Source organism: Aphanizomenon sp. UHCC 0183 (assembly GCF_009712065.1).
In the GTDB taxonomy this organism is placed as follows: Bacteria; Cyanobacteriota; Cyanobacteriia; order Cyanobacteriales; family Nostocaceae; genus Dolichospermum; species Dolichospermum heterosporum.
Window position 1 is genome coordinate 98523 of the sequence record NZ_VILC01000003.1, and the last position, 15702, is coordinate 114224.

At 38.4% G+C, this 15702-nt stretch carries 15 protein-coding genes; 8 read left to right on the forward strand and 7 right to left on the reverse strand.

Annotated elements, in window-relative coordinates:
* Positions 1-190 precede the first annotated feature (190 nt).
* On the reverse strand, positions 191-1027 hold the full coding sequence (locus tag FJR37_RS01730; protein WP_168465128.1) for a D-alanyl-D-alanine carboxypeptidase family protein: 837 nt from the start codon (positions 1025-1027) through the stop codon (positions 191-193).
* A 110-nt stretch (positions 1028-1137) separates the two neighbouring features.
* Between FJR37_RS01730 and FJR37_RS01735 the strand changes: the two genes are divergently transcribed.
* Both FJR37_RS01735 and FJR37_RS01740 read left to right on the forward strand, forming a co-directional pair.
* Positions 1138-1971 (forward strand): carbohydrate ABC transporter permease, encoded by an 834-nt coding sequence (locus tag FJR37_RS01735; protein ID WP_039203551.1) that lies wholly within the window; start codon positions 1138-1140, stop codon positions 1969-1971.
* A gap of 405 nt (positions 1972-2376) precedes the next feature.
* Positions 2377-3705 carry a lipid-A-disaccharide synthase-related protein gene (locus tag FJR37_RS01740; RefSeq protein ID WP_168465129.1) on the forward strand — a complete coding sequence of 443 codons (1329 nt, stop codon included), beginning with the start codon at positions 2377-2379 and terminating at the stop codon, positions 3703-3705.
* 191 nt (positions 3706-3896) lie between these two features.
* Here FJR37_RS01740 and FJR37_RS01745 read toward each other — a convergent pair whose 3' ends face one another.
* A complete protein-coding gene (locus FJR37_RS01745; protein ID WP_039203565.1) occupies positions 3897-4619 on the reverse strand; it encodes a response regulator transcription factor in 723 nt (240 codons plus the stop codon).
* A 650-nt stretch (positions 4620-5269) separates the two neighbouring features.
* Between FJR37_RS01745 and FJR37_RS01750 the strand changes: the two genes are divergently transcribed.
* From FJR37_RS01750 to FJR37_RS01760, 3 genes are read left to right on the forward strand one after another with little or no spacing between them, the layout of a single operon-like run.
* Positions 5270-5446 (forward strand): hypothetical protein, encoded by a 177-nt coding sequence (locus FJR37_RS01750; RefSeq protein ID WP_160290022.1) that lies wholly within the window; start codon positions 5270-5272, stop codon positions 5444-5446.
* Entirely contained in the window at positions 5409-6716 is a 1308-nt protein-coding gene (locus FJR37_RS01755) for a hybrid sensor histidine kinase/response regulator (RefSeq protein ID WP_039203557.1), read from the forward strand. Before FJR37_RS01750 ends, FJR37_RS01755 begins: the two co-directional genes overlap by 38 nt.
* Positions 6717-6734: 18 nt before the next feature.
* Entirely contained in the window at positions 6735-7856 is a 1122-nt protein-coding gene (locus FJR37_RS01760; RefSeq protein WP_039203558.1) for a hybrid sensor histidine kinase/response regulator, read from the forward strand.
* A 3-nt stretch (positions 7857-7859) separates the two neighbouring features.
* Here the strand turns inward: FJR37_RS01760 and FJR37_RS01765 are convergent, their stop codons facing one another.
* The 4 genes from FJR37_RS01765 to FJR37_RS01780 all read right to left on the reverse strand — a co-directional run bounded on the left by FJR37_RS01765 (position 7860) and on the right by FJR37_RS01780 (position 11030).
* Positions 7860-8327, reverse strand: coding sequence for a PleD family two-component system response regulator (locus tag FJR37_RS01765; RefSeq protein ID WP_039203561.1), 468 nt, complete (start codon positions 8325-8327; stop codon positions 7860-7862).
* Between the two features lie 732 nt (positions 8328-9059).
* Positions 9060-9899, reverse strand: a complete 840-nt coding sequence (locus FJR37_RS01770) for a DNA-formamidopyrimidine glycosylase (RefSeq protein ID WP_039204975.1) — start codon at positions 9897-9899, stop codon at positions 9060-9062.
* A gap of 117 nt (positions 9900-10016) precedes the next feature.
* A complete protein-coding gene (locus FJR37_RS01775) occupies positions 10017-10232 on the reverse strand; it encodes a photosystem I reaction center subunit IV (protein ID WP_168465130.1) in 216 nt (71 codons plus the stop codon).
* Positions 10233-10445: 213 nt separating this feature from the next.
* Positions 10446-11030, reverse strand: a complete 585-nt coding sequence (locus tag FJR37_RS01780) for a PAP/fibrillin family protein (RefSeq protein WP_027400976.1) — start codon at positions 11028-11030, stop codon at positions 10446-10448.
* Between the two features lie 246 nt (positions 11031-11276).
* Between FJR37_RS01780 and FJR37_RS01785 the strand changes: the two genes are divergently transcribed.
* Positions 11277-11516, forward strand: a complete 240-nt coding sequence (locus FJR37_RS01785) for a DUF3134 domain-containing protein (RefSeq protein ID WP_168465131.1) — start codon at positions 11277-11279, stop codon at positions 11514-11516.
* A gap of 196 nt (positions 11517-11712) precedes the next feature.
* Positions 11713-12813, forward strand: a complete 1101-nt coding sequence (gene mraY / locus FJR37_RS01790; RefSeq protein ID WP_168465132.1) for a phospho-N-acetylmuramoyl-pentapeptide-transferase — start codon at positions 11713-11715, stop codon at positions 12811-12813.
* Positions 12814-13123: 310 nt separating this feature from the next.
* On the opposite strand, the gene FJR37_RS01795 is transcribed toward mraY, so the two are convergent.
* On the reverse strand, positions 13124-14740 hold the full coding sequence (locus FJR37_RS01795) for a serine/threonine-protein kinase (protein WP_254434482.1): 1617 nt from the start codon (positions 14738-14740) through the stop codon (positions 13124-13126).
* Positions 14741-15039: 299 nt separating this feature from the next.
* Here FJR37_RS01795 and FJR37_RS01800 point away from each other — a divergent pair, with 299 nt between their 5' ends.
* The gene (locus tag FJR37_RS01800) at positions 15040-15582 is read left to right on the forward strand and encodes a COP23 domain-containing protein (RefSeq protein WP_168465133.1); all 543 of its coding nucleotides are present in this window, start codon (positions 15040-15042) and stop codon (positions 15580-15582) included.
* Positions 15583-15702: the final 120 nt, after the last annotated feature.

Genomic DNA, 15702 nt, shown 5'->3' on the forward strand with positions numbered 1-15702 from the left:
AGGGGAGGTAGGGGGAGTAGGGGAAGTAAGGGAAGTGGGGGGAGTAGGGGAAGTAGGGGAGAAATTTCATTCTTCATTCTTCATTCTTCATTCTTCATTCTTCATTCTTCATTCTTCTGATAGCGTAGCGTGGCGTTAGCCATACTTCTGAATGGGCGCAGGCCCTGCGCCCCTACCTCCTGAACTCCTGTTAAATGGGTGTTACCCAATATTTGATTCCTTGGACAATTTTTTGTTGTAATCCAAATTTGGGTAAATCATCTTCACTCCAGCCTAAATAAGTCCAATGGGGAAGATCACTAACTACAGTTTGAAACCAGCCGTTTTCATTTAAAGCCTGTCTTTGGGCTGATGTTGATACTTGTAAATCAATTGCTAATCCCCACAGATGTTGTGATGTGCCAGGGGGGGCAACTAATCCGAGAATTTTTGTTTCTTTTCCGGCTTTTACTTGTGCTAATGTTTCGCTATTTGCGTATTTGTTCCAAAATCTTAAATTGGTGGCAAAATTGCGAAGACAATCTCCAGCGTAACCTGATTTTAAAGGAATGGTTGCTAAACTTTTGGCTTGATTTAAAGCGGTGGCGGCTGTTTTTTGTAAATAACATTCTTGTGTGTCATTTACTAAAGCTATATTAATTGCATCCTGAAAAGATTGGGTTGCTGATTCGTTATCTAAAATCACTTTTTGTGGTAGGTTAATTCCTGGCTTTTGATTAATAAATACTGTCCCATAAGTACGCAGTAAAGTATATTCAAAAGTATCAATTTGGGGAATTGTGGGGATTTTTTTGGCGATTACTGCTAAGAAACGCTGTTGATCATCTAATTGCTGATTGGGAATAAATTGTGTATCTACAGATGTTGTTGGGCTATGACAAGGTATGTCGGAGTTAGTTATACAGTCTGTCCTGATTTGAGGGGTTTGTGTTGGCTGACTTTGGGAAATTTTGTGAATAGAGACTAAGCTAACACTAACAAAAATAATTATGGTCACAAATGCCGCTATTTTCAGAACTAGTTTCATGAAAATATTACTTGTTTTGAAAATTTCGATTTGATCATATCGCAAAATTTAGTTATTTTTTTGTATTATTAGGTTAATTACTTTCATGTTTAATCATTTTTATCAAGATAATGACTTTTAAAAACTCTCGCACTCAAACCTTAGTTATTTATGGCATACTAGGAGCGATCGCCCTGGTGATGCTATTTCCATTATTATGGCTGATCAGTACAGCCTTAAAATCACCAACGGAAAATATCTGGCAGTCACCACCCCAATTATTACCCAATCAACCAACATTAGAAAACTTCTCCAGAGTTTGGCAATCTCTACCTTTTGGAACTTATTTATACAATAGTATATTAGTATCAGTATTAACAGTTGGTTTAAATTTGTTATTTTGTTCCTTAGCGGCTTACCCCTTGGCTAGACTATCATTTGTGGGCAGAAATGGGATTTTTATTGCCATTGTGTCCACAATTATGATTCCCTTCCAAATTGTCATGATTCCTTTATATATTTTAACAGTGCAACTAGGATTGCGAAATAGTTACTTAGGGATAATTTTTCCGAGTTTAGCATCTGCTTTTGGTATATTTTTACTCCGACAAGCTTTGATAAGTGTGCCAAAAGAAATTGAGGAAGCGGCTCGCTTAGATGGCAGTTCTGAGTTAGGATTATGGTGGTGCGTAATGCTACCTGCCATTCGCCCAGCCTTAATTACTTTGGCTATCTTTGTCTTTATTGGTGCTTGGAGTGACTTCCTGTGGCCTTTAATTGTCATTCAGGATGAAAGTTTATATACTCTGCCATTGGGGGTAGCTAAGTTAGCGGGAACATTTTCCTTAGATTGGCGGTTAGTGGCTGCTGGTTCAGTAATTTCTATTACTCCAGTGTTAGTATTATTTTTGTTTTTACAAAAATATATTGTCCCTACTGATACGGGGAGTGGAGTCAAGGGTTAAAAATGCAGATAAAAAAATGGCGTTGCTGATTAAGGGTATGAATTTTAGTCTCACGCAAAGGCGAGGCAGCGCGGTCTTGGGGGTTTCCCCCATGAGCGACTGCCGTAGCAAAGACGCAAAGGTAAGATTTTTAAAGGTTCAATTTGGAAATTTCATACCTCGATTCAGCAACGCCAAAAAAATCATCAAGCTTCTGAACCCCGGATATGGCAATCCTGGGAATATGCAAAAGCTATTTTCAATAATTCTAAGTAGGTGAACACAATAAAACCAAACTGTGTAAAGAAATGTAAAATCGCCCAAACCCTCTTCACTCTTGCCTCTTGCATGAGTGCCTTTTGCCTTGCCATAACGACAATTTTCAACACCAACCTACTTACCTCCTGACCCCTAGCATTTAGAAAAATGATCAATTCTGCATTACAGTTATTAGTTTTAAGCAATGGTCATGGGGAAGATATGATTGCTGTGCGGATTATTCAGGCTTTACAACAATTATCTTCTCCACCAGATATTTTTGCTTTACCAATAGTGGGTGAAGGACGTGCTTATCAAAAAATAGATATTTCTCTGATTGGTAAAGTGCGAACTATGCCTTCTGGTGGTTTTATTTATATGGATAGCCGTGAATTAATGCGTGATGTTGGCGGGGGGTTGGTGCAGTTGACTCTTAATCAAATTCAATCTATCCGCCGTTGGGTAAGTTCACAAACTAAGTTAGGTAATCAAAAGGCTGTTCTCGCTGTAGGGGATATTGTTCCTTTGCTGTTTGCAGCGATGAGTGGTGCTGATTATGCTTTTGTGGGGACGGCTAAATCAGAATATTATGTGCGTGACGCAATGGGATTGTTACCCAGGAAATCAAGGTCCGCATGGTGGGAAAATTTTTCTGGTTCGATTTACCATCCTTGGGAAAGGTGGTTGATGAGTCGTGGTCGTTGTCGGGCGGTGTTTCCTAGAGATTCTCTGACTACGGAAATTCTCAAAAAATGGTCAATTCCCGCTGTAGATGTGGGGAATCCCATGATGGATGGGTTACAGACAAGTTTGACTGCACAACAGTTCTATCGTCCTGATGCTGAACTCGAAGAGGTGATTCGTCCTTTTGTTGTGACTCTTTTGCCCGGTTCTCGTGCGCCGGAAGCTTACAATAATTGGGAAATCATCATGATTGCTGTATCAGCACTGATGGCTAGTTTACGACGACCAGATTCTTTATTTGGGGCTGCGGGGACGATGATTTTTTTAGGGGCGATCGCGCCTGGTCTAGATTGTAGTATTTTATCACAAAGTTTACATATCCAAGGTTGGCGACGGTGTGATCAATCTCCTTTACCAATTTCTGACCCCGACAGTTTGACTTTTCAACAAAAAAATTCTTACTTCATCTTGACCCAACAAGCCTATAATGACTGCTTGTATTTAGGTGATGTGGCGATCGCTATGGCTGGAACAGCAACGGAACAATTCATTGGTTTGGGAAAACCTGCGATCGCTATCCCTGGTAATGGTCCTCAATATAACCCCGGTTTTGCAGAAGCCCAAAGTCGGCTTTTAGGCATATCCCTCACCCTCGTCAACCAACCATCACAAGTTCTCCCAGCTATCCAATCTCTCCTCAAAAATCCTGACATCCTCCATGCGATCGCTGAAAATGGCATTCAACGCATGGGACGTGCAGGTGCAGCACAACGGATTGCAGAATGTTTGCAAGAAAGGGTAATTGGTCATTAGTCATTGGTCAGTGGTAATTTTCTTCTTCCTTCTTCCTCCTGAACTCCTGATAGCGCAGCGTGGCGTTAGCCATACTCCTGATAGCGCAGCGTGGCGTTAGCCATACTCCTGAATTCCTGATAGCGCAGCGTGGCGTTAGCCATACTCCTGACTGGGCGCAGGCCCTGCGCCCCTACCTCATGACTCCTTTCCTAAACCACCAAACCGGAACGTAAAGCCCGAACTGCTGCTTGGGTACGATCATCAGCACAGAGTTTATTTAAAATATTGCGAACATGAGTTTTGACCGTACCTACAGTAATATATAACTTCTCGGCGATTTGTCCATTGCTGCAACCAGCCACAATCAATGCCAGAATTTCCAGTTCCCGTTGGGTGAGGGGGTAAGTTTCTAAAACTTGTTCATATTCTGTTTCTAGGGCTTCAATTTTGACAGTTTTCGGCTTATCAAATGATTGATGATCACCGGGGACACCTTGGCGCATTTTCCGTAATACTATATTAGCGATCGCCGGATCAATCCAAGAGTTACCATGAAAAGTTGCTTGTACAGCCTCAATAAATTTATTAACACTTGTATCCTTCATATAATAAGAATCTGCGCCGGCGGCAAAGGCTGCCAAAACCACATTTTCTGAATTATTCATCGTCAAAATCAATATTTTGGTCTGCGATTGTCCTGTTTCCGTCTGATAACGTCTAAACTTGCGCGTCAGTTCAATCCCATCCATATCGGGTAAACCGATATCTATCACAGCCACATCCGGTTTAGTTGTTTCTAGCAGTTTTAGCCCCAGATTCGCACTAGCCGCCTCACCTACCACCTTAAAACCGCCATGCAACTGCAATTCAGTTTTGAGTCCCATGCGCGTTAAATCATGATCTTCAATTAATAGAATGCTAATGTCACTCATTATTACACCCATGATAATTCAGATTACTTCTGAAGGAAGTATTACCAATAGCAAAAAGCGGATTAGTTATTTAAGAATTGTATTTAATTTATCCATCCCCCAGCATATATGATCTGTGAAACAATGAACATCTATCAATAGGAATAGTAAATAATTGATTTTTGAATTTTCATAGCTGTAAAAATCTAGCTAAAGATATATAGATATTTCCCGCAAAACAAATGAAATTATTGAGACAAATCAGAAAAATTACAGTTATGGTACTATTACGAAATTTACTATGGATTCAACACAGCAGTTAGCGAATATGCGAGTATTACTATTATCACACTATGCTATCAGACACCAAAAAAACTTCTAACCCTGATATCTACGCTAAAAACGTAAGTAGGTGAACACAATAAAACCAAACTGTGTAAAGAAATGTAAAATCGCCTAAACCCTCTTGCCTCTTGCCTTTTGCCTTGCCATAACGACAATTTTCAACGCCAACCTACTTATTTATATGTGTGACGCAAATAATTTTTCACCTGATAATTATTACCAGTATTTAGATAAAAACACTTAAGCCAATGGTACATAATGTTTCCATGCAACTCTCACTAATGGGTGAGGACAGTTAATGAATTACTAATTTACAATGTTTTTAGGTGGATAAAGTATTTCTTTTACCTGGAAATAAATCTGCTCATTCACCAGAAAATCATGTTCATTATTTGTATAATCTAGAAACTGTAAAAATAGAAATGCTGAATATAAATCTGTATTGGACAGCCAGAAGAAAAACCGATGGAAGAGAATCTGAAAATCTTAGTTGTAGACGATGATCAGACTAATGGCTCAATAGTAAGTCTAGCTCTGACCCAAACAGCTATTAGCATGGAAATTGATGAAGTTAAAGATGGGAATCATGCCTTTTTTGCCCTCATCAATAATCACTATGATTGCGTATTTTTTAACTATCACTTACCAAATCAAGATAGTTTCACATTAATCCATAAATTACAATCTTCAGGGATTAAAGTTCCGCTAGTAATTTTCATAGATTCAGACAATGAACAAATAGCCAGAGAGTTGCTGAAATTAGGTGCTAGTGAGTATTTTCTTAAGTCTAGATTATCACCAGAAACCATAGCTCAAATCTTACGCAGTACCATCCGTATACATCATGCTGAAATGCGGCTAGATTTAGCAAACCAAGAGCTTAAAGAAAGTCGTGAACAGCTAGTTTTACAGCAAAAAGAATTAACAGCACAACAGCAACATATTAAATACCAAAACTTTAAACTCTTAGAAATATCTAGCTTAAAATCACTATTTTTAGCCACCATATCCCATGAACTAAGAACTCCCATGAATGCAATTATTGGGTTTTCACAAATTCTCTTACGTCCCAAATTTGGTCAGTTGACAAATCAACAACTAGACATGGTAGAGAAAATTCTCAATAATGGCAAAGATTTACTGCTAAAAATCAATGAAATTCTGGATTTTTCTCAACTAGAATCCGGGAAATTAGAACTAAAGCCAGAAATATTGGATTTATCAAAAGTTGTGAGTCATGCGGTTACAAAAATTCGTCCCTTAGCTGAAGCCAAAAATTTATCTTTGCTAGTTAAAATAGACCTAGAAAATACATTAGTATTTAATGATGCAGTACGGTTACAACAAATTGTCATCAATTTACTTTCCAATGCTGTAAAGTTTACTGAGGCTGGGACTATTTGGGTAGAAATCCAAGAAACAACTCAAAATCAAGTTATAATAACCGTGAAGGATACAGGAATTGGTATTGCTTCTCAAGATTTTCAAAAAATTTTTGCAGCATTTCACCAAATTGATCAAGGTATTGGTCGTAAATATTCAGGTACAGGGTTAGGTTTAGCTATTATTGATTCACTGGTAGACATCATGGGAGGAAAAATAGATATCGAAAGTCAGTTAGGGGTAGGTTCAATATTTAAAATAAAATTACCACGAAAAATAAATTTAGCACCAGATTTAGGGAGTGTAGTTTTTAGTCCTCATCAAAATCCTTTTCATTCTGTATATTCTCCTCATAAAGCTTCAATCAATTATCCCCACTTAAAATTGTAGATTACCAAGAACTTAAATATGTCTAACTTGAAAGAATTCCGAATTTTGTGCGTTGATGATGTCCCAGATAATCTGATTTTAATGCGGACAATCTTAGAAAGCGAAGGCTATGAAATTGATTCAGCAATGGATGGTAAAATAGCCTTAGAAAAAGTCATTAAGTCACCACCGGATTTAATTATCCTAGATGTGATGATGCCAGGAATAAATGGTTATGAAGTTACACAACAAATTCGGAATAATCCTGAAATCAACTATATTCCGATTTTACTACTGACAGCCCGTATTGAATCTAGCGTGGTTGAAGGTTTAGATATCGGTGCTGATGATTTTCTTCGCAAACCCTTTGAGATTGAAGAATTATTAGCCAGAGTGCGATCGCTCCTAAGATTAAAGCACAGTATTGACGAACAACGCAAAATGACCCTCCAGCGAGAAGACTTTGTTTCTCGTCTTACCCATGATTTACGTACTCCCCTAGTAGCTGCTAATCGAGTGCTGAATTTATTTCTGCAAGAAGTCTTTGGACAAATTCCTTCAGAAATGAAACAACCCATTAGTGTGATGATTCGCAGCAATCAAAATCTCCTGGAAATGGTGAATACATTACTAGAAGTTTACCGCTTTGAAGCTGGACAGAAAAATCTCTACTTTGAATCATGCAACTTAACCACAATTGCTACCGAGGTCATAAGTGAATTAGATCCCTTAGCACTGGAGAAAAACTTAACTTTGAAATTAGATACCCATGAATTAAGTCCAACAGGCAATAATGGCGGCATAGTTAAAGGCGATCGCTTAGAATTAAGACGAGTATTCCATAACTTAATTGGTAATGCCATCAAATTCACAGATACAGGCAGTATAGAAATCCGCATTTTTGAAACCTTATCCCCAGCTAATCATTGCAGTAGTGCCATCATCATCGAAGTTCAAGACACAGGTTATGGCATTGCATCAGAAGATCAAGAAACTATTTTTGAGCGCTTTCGTCAAGGTAAAAATAAAAGATCAGGTAGTGGTTTAGGACTACATCTTTGCAGCCGCATTATTGAAGCACACGGAGGTAAAATAGAACTTTCCTCAGAAATCGGTAAAGGCAGCATATTCAGAGTCAAACTCTCTAAAATCACCCCATGATTATTAATGAATCTGTGGCACTTCTAAAACCGAGCATAGCTCAAATTTCCTCCCTAGAAATCGGTAGATAATTGCAGCTAACTCCTCGATCATATAAGGTTTAACGATGTAATCATCAAAACCAGCTTCAAGCATCCGTTTGTTATATTCAGCATCAGTTAAAACCGTCATAGCCACCACAGGAATATGACAAGTTAATGATTCTTGCTTAAGATACCGAATAAAATCTAGTCCATTCATCCCGGGTAAAAAAATATTCAATAAGATTAAATCAGGTTGATGTTCTTTAGCCATAAATACTGTTGTTGAACTTTCTTTTTGACAAATAGACTGACAACCAAGTAACTCAAGGGTATAACTCATCAGCAGTAGACTATCGTCATGATTTTCTACCACTAAAATCAAAGGCTGTTGATGTTGTTGATGTTGTTGCCGTTTCTCATCACTCATGAATGAATGCGCTAGATACATCTCGTCTCCAGGTCGTTAATGGGGAGTAGTCGTCTTTTTAGGCATAATTAGGCTTACTCGTAAATCCTTATTGGTTATTTATCTCAACCAATGCCAACAGGAAATAAAAATCCAGCTTTAATACCTTTAGCAGATATATTTTGATTATATGCAAAATCGTCAATAAATTTATTTAGAAAAATCAATAAATTCATAACCTCTCATTTCTATCAGAACTGAAGATTATTGTTACCCTGATTATCAGTATTTTAACTAATAACTACTAAATAAACTTGAGACTTAGACAAAGAAAAAATCATCATTCATAGATAGAAAATATTCAACATAATTCTTGCTTTTGACTCCTATTCCTAACTATAGGACTCCGGTTTGATTCTGTGAATTTTCCTGCGTAGGAAGGCAAGAGGATTTGAGAATATGAAGGTGTACCGAGTTTTGAATGGCTACGCCACGCAAGCTATCAAAAATCAAATAAGTAAGTAGGTGAACAGAAAAATTTAAAGGTATGTGAAGAAAAGTAAGTAGGTGAACACAATAAAACCAAACTGTGTAAAGAGATGTAAAACCGCCTAAACCCTCTTCACTCTTGCCTCTTGCCTCTTGCCTCTTGCCTTGCCATAACGACAATTTTCAACGCCAACCTACGTAAAATCACTCAAAACTCTCTTCCTGTTCCCTGTTCCCTGTTCCCTGTTCCCTGCCCTCACAGACAACTTTTTCAGCAAACCCTACTTAACTTTGACATTGAGAACAAAAATGACTAGAACGCCCACCTAACTTAATTCGCCCGATCACATTACCACAAACCTTACAAGGTTCTCCCGTGCGGTTATAAACCCAGGCTTCACCGCCATAATTACCGTTAACACCTTTAACACTCAAGAAATTACTAAAAGTCGTTCCACCTACCGCAATACTCGCTGATAAAACTTGAATAATTGCCGTTCGTAAAAGTTCAATTTGGGGAAGTTGTAATTCTGTACAGAGAGTAGTTGGTAAAATCCCACTTTTAAATAAAGCTTCATCTGCATAAATATTACCTAATCCTGCCACCATTGACTGATCTAATAATCCAGTTTTAATAGGACGACGGGATTTTTTTAATTTATCGGCAAAATACGCCACAGTGAACTCTGGTGAAAAGGGGTCAACTGCCAATTTTGCCAAACCCGTAATAATACTTTCTACAGCTACATCACCAGGAACATACCACATTTGCCCGAAGGTGCGCTGGTCAACAAAGCGTAATTCTTGCTTTTCCCCAAAAAATAACCTGACTCTGGTGTGTTTGTGTAAAGGTTGATCTTGGGTTAACCAAAGTAACTGACCGGTCATGCGGAGGTGAACTCCTAAATAACTGGGAGAAGGTGAGGAAAGTTCAGCCAAGAGATATTTACCACGACGATGCCAGGTAGCAATAGTATTCCCTTTAACTTTATCAATAAATTCATCAACAGAAAACGGGTAGGCAATGGTACGTTGCAGCAACACATCTCCTCCCGTCACTTCTTGACTCAGGGTTAATTGATTCAAACCCCGGCGGACTGTTTCAACTTCAGGCAGTTCAGGCATTCAAGCAAATAATATTTTTAGGGGAAGGTATGGTCAAACAGAGGAAATTGATCAAGCTGTTGACGTTGATATCTCCTCCTATTATTCCATCAAACAATCCCCTTGATGCTTGACTATTTATTTGGCTGCAGCTTTGGGTTTAGGTGCTTCCACCTCAATTAATTCATCTACAGCAAAGTTGTTGGTGTTGAGATCAGAGTAGTTAACTTTCTCAAAGCGAACAATTACAGGGTATTTAATCCCGCTTTTGTCAACAGAAACCACTGTACCAAGATCCTGAAACCAGTAGGACTCAGGGCGGAGAACACGTACTTTAGAACCACGTTGAACCATGATGGATCTTCCCTTTTGAAGTATGAATTGCCGTTAAAGTAGGGCTGATTGTTTTCACTCTACAACCTCAAGGTATTTGCTTGTGGTTTTGTTAAGTTATTTGTCAAATTGCTGGGTTTTCATGGGTAATGAGTTGTTAATCTTCTCTTTGACTTCTTGACAAACTACCCATAATAGGGTAAGTTCATTCCCAAACACTCCTGGCAAAATGTTCTATGTCTTACTTAATACAAAAACACTACCTTCGTTCCCCCTACCTATACGGAGATCATTATCTATATAAGTAATATCTAGCCAACCTTGTTGTTGTTCACTTTGAATGGGAAAATCAAAAGCGGTAAATTTTTTGCCTAATTCAATTTGTTGGATGAAGTTTCCCGGTGTCGTATAGCCAATTAGACTTTGTAAACCAATTATAGAACGCTGGAATTTTACTTGCACACGCTGTTGGGATACTGGTTCAAATTTAGCAGCAACGCTAACTACTCCTGCGAACAAAGGAATGCCATAAATCTCAGCTATGTTATAAACACTGTTGCTTTCTACCCGAATACATTGGTAAATTTGACCAAGTTTACAAAAGGGTAACCGATCTATGTTTAATAAGGCTTTGCTCGTGGTGTATAGTAGTCGCCAGTCACCTTCTAGTAAATTACTAGCTGCTAATGGTCGTGGCGTGGGATTAAAGTCTTCTAGGTTGGCGATCGCTGCTAGAATAGCTTGTTGTTGTGGCTGACTTGCTAATAAACCGCGATTAGTGCCAACAATTAGATCAATAAGAGTTGATTTGCCTATCATTACCCAATGCCTCAAGAGAGTTTACATGATGAAATAGCATTAATAAAATATTAATGTTCTTTGTCTATAACCATACAATTCATGAATAATGCCTTTTTGACTACCGTTCGGTAATTAAATGAAAATTTTCTTTGATTCGGATTCAGCAGTTAAAGACCTGTATGAAGGAATAAATTAACTCGTATCAAGTCAGTATGATAGACTCTTAGTGTCTAGTTATATAAACCCCCGTGTGTGACTGTTAATATGTTAGATTCTCCCCTCCGTGAAGCCCCCCGAAACCAGCGAGCATCAGTTATTCCCTTAAAACAAGAGTCCTCTATGTTGGACTGGCTGCGGCTGAGTGGCCGACTGATAGCCCGTGATATCCATGACACCGAATCGCGGGAAGATGTAGAAGTAATATCCGATTTTCTGGGCGCAGACGACGGAATTGGTGATATTGACTATGATGATGACGATGATACACCTGTTGATGATGACTAGCACCGCAGGGCGGAAGTCAAAAGTCAAAAATCAAAAGTCAAAAGTAATATTAAGCAAGCTTTTTGGCGATTGAGAATGGTTAGTTTATTGAGGCGGTGCTGTACTAGTTCCCAAAATACTGCGAACTATCAGCTAAAAACAGTCTCTATGGTTTTATTTAGGTTTTTTAAAGTGTGGAGTGAAGGGAATTTTTTTTGTGGACGCTAAATTATCTCCTAACCAAAGTTTGAATTTTTCGGGAATTGGCTTGGCTTCCTTGCTGGCCTTGGTACTGAGTGCAACAGCCTTGATTTTCGATAGCATGGGGCATAGAACCCCTTGGTATCCTATTTCCCTCACCCTACCTTTTTTATTGACTGCTGTGGGTGTGACAATTCTGGGACAGTGGGTGATTCCTCTGTTACAAAGGCTGAAAACGGGGCAGATTATCCGGGAAGATGGCCCCCAGGCACATCTCAAAAAGGCAGGAACACCAACTATGGGAGGTATATTTTTTATCCCTGTAGCGGTGATAATTGCTTGTATATTGGCGGATTTTTCTGAAAATGTCCTGGCGGTTTCAGCTTTAACTCTCGGCTACGGTTTCATTGGTTGGATAGACGACTGGCAAATTTTGCGTCGGAAGTCTAACAAGGGAATTTCTCCGAAGATGAAGTTAGCTTTGCAAGTTATCTTTGGGGCTGTGTTTTGTGTCTGGTTGATGTTTAAAGGTGACTTTAGTATAACTAATATCCATTTACCTTGGTTGGGTTTATCCTTACCTTTGGGACTGTTGTTCTGGCCTGTAGCCGGATTTGTCCTGGTTGCAGAGAGCAATGCTACTAATTTAACAGATGGGATTGATGGTTTAGCAGCGGGAACAGTGGCGATCGCTATTTTCGCATTAGGTGTGATTATTGCGCCAACTTCCCCCGACTTAATGGTTTTTTGTGCTGCTGTCAGCGGTAGTTGCTTAGGCTTTTTAGCCTATAACCGCAACCCGGCTAGTGTTTTCATGGGTGACACCGGTTCTTTAGCCCTGGGTGGCGCTTTAGCTGCTGTGGCACTGGTAACAAATACTTTAGTAGCCCTGTTTATCCTGAGCGGTATCTTCTTTGTGGAAACTCTCTCTGTGATGGCACAAGTTGGTTATTATAAAGCGACTAAAGGACCAGATGGCAAAGGTAAGCGATTATTTAAAATGGCACCCTTACATCATCATTTAGAATTAACTGGTTGGTCAGAATTGCAAGTAGTGGCTGTATTTTACATTATCGCTGCTTTTCTAGCTTCCGTTTGTATTATGTCCATAAAATAATCAGTTTTGTTTTAATCATCAGATTTTTCACAAATAAAAATTCACAACCTCCAAATTTGGGGGTTGTTTTTGTTTTGAGATTGGGGGTTCCGTCCAGGACGTAAATTACCCCAATTCCCAATACTCAAATTGTCATTTACACCCTTGAATTTGGAGTTTAAGTAAGAGGTTGTTTGAAAACTTTTTCCTGTGGGATCTGATCCCCCTAAATCTCCCTTGAAAAGGGGGACTTTGAGGAATTTAGCCCCCCTTTGTAAGGGGGGTTGGGGGGATCTCGATTAATTCTGATACTTTTCAAACATCCTCTTAATTACCAGATTGGATTTGTGGATTTTTCAGATGTGGATTTTTCCAGTCTAAAGGATTTAATTATGGTGTCTTCCACAGTTTTCGCAAACTCTGGATAGGATTTATCTTCAGCGCGATAGGTGAGAATATAGGCTTTTTTACCATTAACAATCCATACTTGCATTTCTTGGAAATTTACCTTGTGGATATTATCTCTGCTTTCATAAACTACTTGATAACCTTGTGTTTCACCAAGTTGTATTTGTCCAGATTTGATAATTTTCGCATTTTGTCCTAATGCTTCAATTTGTCGGATAGAAAACTGAGTATAATCTGCCAAAGTTTCCGAATGGAATAACTCATCTATAGTGATAAAAAATTCTGGAGTTAGAGAAGATGAAATCGTATTTTTCGGGACAATTCGCGTTAATTTATCTATGGCTGGCGTTTCTTGCCAATTTTTAGGATATTTAAATTTAACTCCAGCTTTTGCATATTCTACTACTTTAATTGGTGGTTGCAAATAAATATTAATACCCATCACACCAATAGTTATTAAAGTTATTAAAAAAGCCGATTTTATGAGTAAAAATTTTAAATTGTGAGATGGTTTATTGATGGGCTTTGTATTATTATTATTATTGACTGAATGATCTGGTTGTGTGGTTATTTGAGATTCATTTACAGCCGTCATAACTTCTGCTGCTGATTGAAACCGGTGTCTAGGGGTAATCTTGAGCATTTTATCTAAAATATTAGCTAGAGAAGGGCTAATAATTATACTAGCTTGTTGTCGCCAATTTCGGTAATTATTGTCAAGGTAATCAACAGGAGTTGTACCTGTGAGTAACTCCAGACAAGTAACAGCCAAACTATATAAATCACTAGACGGATAAATTTCTCCTATTCTTCCTTCTTCAGGTCTTTGTTCAGGAGAAGCGTACACTTTTGTAAAAATAGGTACAGATTTTTTTATATTTGTTTCACCAGAAACAACTTGTTTCACCGCTCCAAAATCAATTAAAAATAGTTTTTGTGTTGCTGTTTCTCTAACAATATTACTGGGTTTAATATCTCGATGGATAGAATTTTGGTCATGAATAAATTGTAAAATCGGTAAAATTTGCTTTAAAAAATCTAAAGTCTCTGTTTCGGAAAAACGACCTTTTCTTCTGAGTTCCTGAGATAGATCTTCACCTTGGATATATTGTTGTACTAAATATTTAAACTCAAGCTCTTCTTGTTGACCAAAAGCAGGAGCGGTCAAGGAAAAATAATCATATAAAGTGGGAATATTCCCGCTATTATCACCTAAAAATTCTAAAGCCTGAGCTTCTCGATCAAAAGCTGCTTTGATTGCTTCAACAATTTTGTCAGCAATTTCCGGGTTGTCATTAATATTCAATCGTTTGATTACACATTGACGCTGATTCACAGAATCTAAATCAATAGCTTGAAAAGTAGCACCAAATCCTCCTTTTCCCAGAGGTTTAATAGTTTGATAATGTCCCTTTCTCCCCTTTAATATTAGGGGCATTCCACAAGCTTGACAGAATATTCCCGACTTAGTATGAGAATCTGGAGAGTCGGGAAAACGGTTTTCGGGACTAGGGCAGTGGGGTCGGGTACAATAGTACATGATAGATAAAATAGTACATGATATAGTTACAGTGTTAATCCATCAAATCGGATTGTATCATAAAATTAACTTCTAAGTAAACAGCTGAATATTTTCAAAAAATTAGTATACAATCAGTTATGTGTGTATCAAGTAGCCTTGCTGAATTGAGACATGAAAATCAAAAATTCCATGTCTCAAACTCCGCGCCTCTGCGCCTCTGCGTGAGAAAAATTCATATTTTCACTCACCAACACCTATAAAGTTTAAAAAAAGTAGCACCATAATCACCAAAATTCAGTAATCAAAGGTCAAGCATTATGCAACTACCAGCATTAACTAGTGTCTTAGCATTCACCGCATTAACAGTTACCCTGAGTGTTAACCCCGGTTTGAGTCAAGAGATTCCCAAGCAAGAAGTTAGTTTTGCTTGTCGTTCAATTTCTTACCAAGGTAATACGGAAAGAGTTCCCACCACCATGGCCTTCGTTCCCGACAAAAAACCTAACCCTTATGTACCCATAATTGCTTGGAAATCTGACTCTTTTCCCAGTAGTGAATGGACTCCTAAAAGACGCTGTGAACAAGTAAGTAAAAAATTCCAGCAATTTTACCAACAAGGCCGATTAGATTATTTAACTACCGGTAAGTTGAATGGTTTGGGAGTTATCTGTGCGGCTAAACCTGGTGAATGCAATAAAAACAATATTTTATTTAGTGTCAGACCAGGTGTAAATCCCACTACAGTTCTAGCTGAACTTAATGAAATCAGAGAAGGTAGAACTTCAGACTTAAATTGGCAAAATTCAGGTGAAAATACTTACTTGAATCTGGGTGAATATCTCAAAAAAATCTCTAAATAACAAAATACCCCACCCTAACCCTCCCCTTGCTAAGGGGAGGGGACAAAATACCCCACCCTAACCCTCCCCTTGCTAAGGGGAGGGGACAAAATACCCCACCCTAACCCTCCCCTTGCTAAG

Bases quoted from the DNA above. Each gene is read 5' to 3' on its own strand.
- FJR37_RS01755 (WP_039203557.1), top strand. From the start codon at position 5,409: ATGGAAGAGAATCTGAAAATCTTAGTTGTAGACGATGATCAGACTAAT.
- FJR37_RS01795 (WP_254434482.1), bottom strand. From the start codon at position 14,740: ATGTACTATTGTACCCGACCCCACTGCCCTAGTCCCGAAAACCGTTTT.
- FJR37_RS01740 (WP_168465129.1), top strand. From the start codon at position 2,377: ATGATCAATTCTGCATTACAGTTATTAGTTTTAAGCAATGGTCATGGG.
- FJR37_RS01785 (WP_168465131.1), top strand. From the start codon at position 11,277: ATGTTAGATTCTCCCCTCCGTGAAGCCCCCCGAAACCAGCGAGCATCA.
- FJR37_RS01760 (WP_039203558.1), top strand. From the start codon at position 6,735: ATGTCTAACTTGAAAGAATTCCGAATTTTGTGCGTTGATGATGTCCCA.
- FJR37_RS01770 (WP_039204975.1), bottom strand. From the start codon at position 9,899: ATGCCTGAACTGCCTGAAGTTGAAACAGTCCGCCGGGGTTTGAATCAA.
- FJR37_RS01775 (WP_168465130.1), bottom strand. From the start codon at position 10,232: ATGGTTCAACGTGGTTCTAAAGTACGTGTTCTCCGCCCTGAGTCCTAC.
- FJR37_RS01765 (WP_039203561.1), bottom strand. From the start codon at position 8,327: ATGTATCTAGCGCATTCATTCATGAGTGATGAGAAACGGCAACAACAT.
- FJR37_RS01735 (WP_039203551.1), top strand. From the start codon at position 1,138: ATGACTTTTAAAAACTCTCGCACTCAAACCTTAGTTATTTATGGCATA.
- FJR37_RS01800 (WP_168465133.1), top strand. From the start codon at position 15,040: ATGCAACTACCAGCATTAACTAGTGTCTTAGCATTCACCGCATTAACA.
- FJR37_RS01745 (WP_039203565.1), bottom strand. From the start codon at position 4,619: ATGAGTGACATTAGCATTCTATTAATTGAAGATCATGATTTAACGCGC.
- FJR37_RS01730 (WP_168465128.1), bottom strand. From the start codon at position 1,027: ATGAAACTAGTTCTGAAAATAGCGGCATTTGTGACCATAATTATTTTT.
- FJR37_RS01780 (WP_027400976.1), bottom strand. From the start codon at position 11,030: ATGATAGGCAAATCAACTCTTATTGATCTAATTGTTGGCACTAATCGC.